A 4,448-nucleotide genomic window follows, 5' to 3' on the forward strand; every position below is an offset into this window, starting at 1 on the left:
CCGCTACCCGCTTCGTCGCCAACCCCTTCGACGACAAAGGCTCCCGACTCTACCGGACCGGAGACCTGGTCAACTGGACACCAGACGGCACACTCGAACGAGGAGCCCCGCCGGTACCGCAATCAGTCACCCGTCATGTCTCTGCGTCGGAAGCCATGGCGGAGACCGTCCTCGGCGAAGTATTCGCTGAGGTGCTCGACATCGAGCAGGTCGGGTTGGACGATGACTTCTTTTTCCTCGGTGGCGACAGCGTTATGTGTAACCGGGTGGTTGCTCGCTCGCGTGCCCGTGGTGTGCTGATTGCCCCGCGTGATGTCTACGAATTGCGGACTGTCGGCAGGTTGGCTCAGGCAGCTGCGATTGAGGATAGCGCCCTCGATGAGTCTAGCGAACTTCCTGTTACCCCAGAGGCAGCGCGGATGCTGGTTGAAGGGCTCGAAGTGCGTGCCATCGTTCTGGATATCCCGGAAACCAGCCAGGCGTGGATGGTGCGCGAAGCTGTGGTCGCGGTACTCGATAGGCATCCGATGCTGTCCGTGCGGTTGGAATACTCCGATGGCGTGCCTTTGCTTCGTATCCCCCCTGCCGCGGAGCGAATTCGCGAGGGATGCTATCGACTGGACGCCGAGCCTGGTGAGACCGAGCTCCCGATCCATGAGGTGGTGCGGGCGGCCGCGGACGCGCTGGATCCGGAGCAGGGTTGCAATATCTACTTCGTGCTCGCAGGCCCGATGTCTCACCGATCACTCGTTGCCGTGGCCAACGGTCTGGTGATCGATGACGTCTCCTGGCGTGTCATCATCGATCAGCTGACATCCGGATGGAACCGGGCTCGCCATGCCGTTCCCATTGCTCGGGAATCCGACCTCGGGATGCTGACGCGGGCGCTGTCGGCCAAGGCATACGACTCCGCAACTGTCGACGCAATCGATTGGTGGCGAACGAATCTCGCGGTGAACAATGGCGTCGCCGAGATCTCTGGCCGGGATCTGTCCACGCGCGGGCGAGTGTCGCTCACGATTACGGCGGAGGGTGCGGCGGCTGTCGATGCCGCAGCCGCGGCATACCACGCCGGGGTATATGATATTTTGCTCACGGCATTGGCGTTGGCTCTTCGAACCGCCGCCGGCGAGGCTGTGCCGCGCGAGATAGGTTCGATTGTCCGGCTATCAGCTGACGGTCGAGCCGCTTGCGATGCCGACGCCGGAAGTGTGGTGGGGGGGTTCGTTACAGACTACCCATTCCCATTGCGACTGGACGGGGTCGATATCGATGATGCCCTTCTGGGCGGTCCAGCGGCGGGCATGGCGATCGCGCGGACCAAGGAGCTGCGCCGGTCGGTGCCAACGGGCGGTATCGGCTATGGACTGCTGCGTTACCTCAATGCCGGTGTCGCCGCCGAACTTCGCGGGCTCGAGCGCGGCCGGTTCGCGCTGCGCTATCGGGATTTGCGCCCAGCGTGGGTGCACGCCGACCTCCCGGTCGATGATCTGCTGTTGGCTCTGACTGTCGACGCAATCGACGGAGGCTTGCTGGCGCGGTTCGACTACGCGGCCTCCGTATTCGACGAGAAAGACACGAGCGCTTTCGCTCGACACTGGGTTCGTGCCCTCGGCGGACTGGCCGAACACGGGCTGCGATCGGGTAGGGCCGGATTCACTCCATCGGATTTCCCGCTGGTGCGGTTGAAGCAGTCCGATATCGACCGATTCACTCAGATCTATCCAACGTTGTCGGACGTGTGGCCGGTGACTCCTCCGCAATCGGACATACTGCGTCGGCGGCTTGCCGAGCCCTTCGGTGGTCCTTACATCACCCAGTTCGCGCTCGACCTGGACGGAGCTGTGGATTCTCGCGGAATGTACACCGCCGCCCAAGAAGTATTGGAGCGGCACGACAATCTGAGAGTCGCTTTTGCCGAGGATGGTAACGGCAACCCGGTACAGATCGTCCGGGGTTCGTTGACGGTGCCATGGCGGTTGTTCGATTTGCGACACCTGGAAGGGGCCGCCGCTGCTACCGAGTTGGAGCGCGTCAAAGCGGCTGACCTTGCAGACCCTTTCGACATGCAGACAGCGCCACTGCTGCGGTTCGCGCTGATCCGTTCCGCCGAATCGAGATACCACCTATTGGCGACCAGCCACCAGACCCTACTCGATGATTCGTCGATTTCGTCATTGCTCAACGAGTTGCTGACGCGATACTCGCTCGGAGGTAGCTCTTCTCGACTGCCCTGTGCGCCGTCCTACCGTGACTACGTGGCCTGGCTGATCGCTCGGGATCGGGAGGCGTCGCGCGCCGCATGGCGCGCCGCGTTGACGGGACTCTCGCAGCCGACACTACTGGCTGGTATCGGGCCCAGCCGCGGAAACGCCACGGGCTCGGGTGAGGTCGGCTTCGAGCTGTCACAGGCCGAAACCACTGCGCTGACCCGGTTCGCGTCCGAGGTGGGCGTAACGATGAACACCGTAATTCAAGCAGCGTGGGGTATTTCGATCGGTCGTCACATCGATCGCGAGGACGTGGTATTCGGCGCCACCGTTTCCGGGCGTTCCTCTCACGTGGATGGTGCAGAGGCGATGATTGGACCGTTCGACGCCGTGATTCCAGTGCGAGTGCGGTTCGGCGCGACCGACTCGGTTGACGAACTGCTACGCCGGACACACGCCGAGCGGGCGACTCTGTTGGAGCACCACCACCTGGGTCTCGATGATATCTACGACATGCTCGGCGAGAACGAATTGTTCGACTCGCTGGTCATCTTCGAGGCTTTCCCCGTGGATTCGGACTGGATGGCGCGAGCTGCCGGTGATGGCGGCGTGAGTGTTGTAGGTATGGACTCGGTCAGCGGCGTTCGGTATCCGCTCACGGTGAGGGTGGTGCTGGATGGTGAGTTACGCCTCACGGTGAGGTACCAACGTGATCGGTGCGCCGAGGCGGCGGTGCGGGCACTCGTACGACGCCTTGCGATGCTGATCGGCCACTTTGTGGCTACCCCAGAGGCGCGAGTCGGTGAGCTCGACTTGCTTGTGAACGACGAGTGGGCGGAACTGGCGGCACTCGACGCCGTTGCAGGGCCAGAACTTCTCGATGACGCGACGCTGCTGTCGCTTTTCGACGAGCAGGTGATCCGCACGCCGACCGCGCCTGCGGTCCGCTACGGCGACGTATGTCTCAGCTACATCGAGTTCGATCAGCGCGTGAAATCACTGGCCGCCGAGTTGATCCGCTGGGGAGTCGGTCCGGAGACCCTGGTCGCAGTCGCCATGCGGCGTGGCGTCGAGTCGATTGTCGCCGTCTACGCAGTGCTACGGGCCGGTGGCGGTTATGTTCCGATCGATCTGGATCACCCGGCAGAGCGCAGCGATGGTGTTCTCGACAGCACCGTTCCGATCTGCGTGTTGACCACCACGACGGATGGTTTCGACACCGCGACGGGTGTTCCAGTGGTCGCGGTCGACACGCTGCATCTTTCTCCGTGCCAGGAGCCTTGGCGTCGAGTCGACGTCCATCCCGACACCGTCGCCCGCGTTGTCCACGATCCCTTCTCGACAGATCGCCCGCGGGCAGTGGTGACCAGCCACCGGCAACTGGTCGACCAGTTTCGTTGGGCCCAGGAAATCTACCCGCACGCCGCCGGCGATGCCGTTCTGCACCAAACGCCGATCACGTTCGATATATCCGCGTGGGAACTGTTCTGGCCCCTGCAGGCGGGAGCTGTTGTCGTACTCTCTGCCTCCGAAGGCCATCTCGATCCGGCTCATCTCGCGCGTGCGATCGACGAGAACGGTATCACTGCTTTGCATTTCGCGCCTTCGATGCTGGAGGCCTTTCTGGACTCGATTGCCAATGCCGACCGCGGGCACCCATCGTTGCGGCGAGTATTCACCGCTGGCGGGGCATTGTCCGAAGAGACCGTCGCCGCTTTCGCCGCCGCCTTGCCCGGCGTCCCCCTGATCACCTGGCACGCCATTGTCGAAGCCGGTGTGGTCACCGAGCTGGCGCGGGACACCGCAAGCACGGCGTTTCCGATTGGCGTTCCGGTGGCCAACGCCCGCGTGCACGTGCTCGACCGAGGACTGCGGTCGGCGCCACCTGGCGTGGCGGGCGAACTGTACGCTGCGGGTCCGTGGTTGGCCCGAGGCTATCTCGGTGCTCCGGCTCTGACTGCAGAACGCTTCGTCGCCCACGACGGGGGTGCCCGCCTCTATCGAACTGGTGACATCACCCGCTGGCACGATGGGATGCTCGTTTACGCGGGCCACGGTGATGTGCAGGTCGAGTTACATGGCCAGCAGGTCGAGTCGGGGGAGATCGAGTCGGCGCTGACCGCCGCAGAGTCGGTGGCGCAGGCAGTGGCCGTGGCCCGTTCGGACGGGAAGGTGGATCGGCGTGCGTTGCCCGCACCGGTGTTCGAAGCGACGGTTTTCCGTGCCCCCAGTACACCG

1 protein-coding gene is annotated in these 4,448 nt (G+C 63.6%); it reads left to right on the top strand.

Translation table 11 applies throughout. The annotated features are described in order from the left end of the window. A partial coding sequence (locus K940_RS29815) for a condensation domain-containing protein (RefSeq protein ID WP_155981055.1) occupies positions 1 to 4,448 on the top strand: 4,448 nt, incomplete at both ends.

Source organism: Nocardia sp. CNY236 (assembly GCF_000482385.1).
GTDB lineage: Bacteria > Actinomycetota > Actinomycetes > Mycobacteriales > Mycobacteriaceae > Nocardia.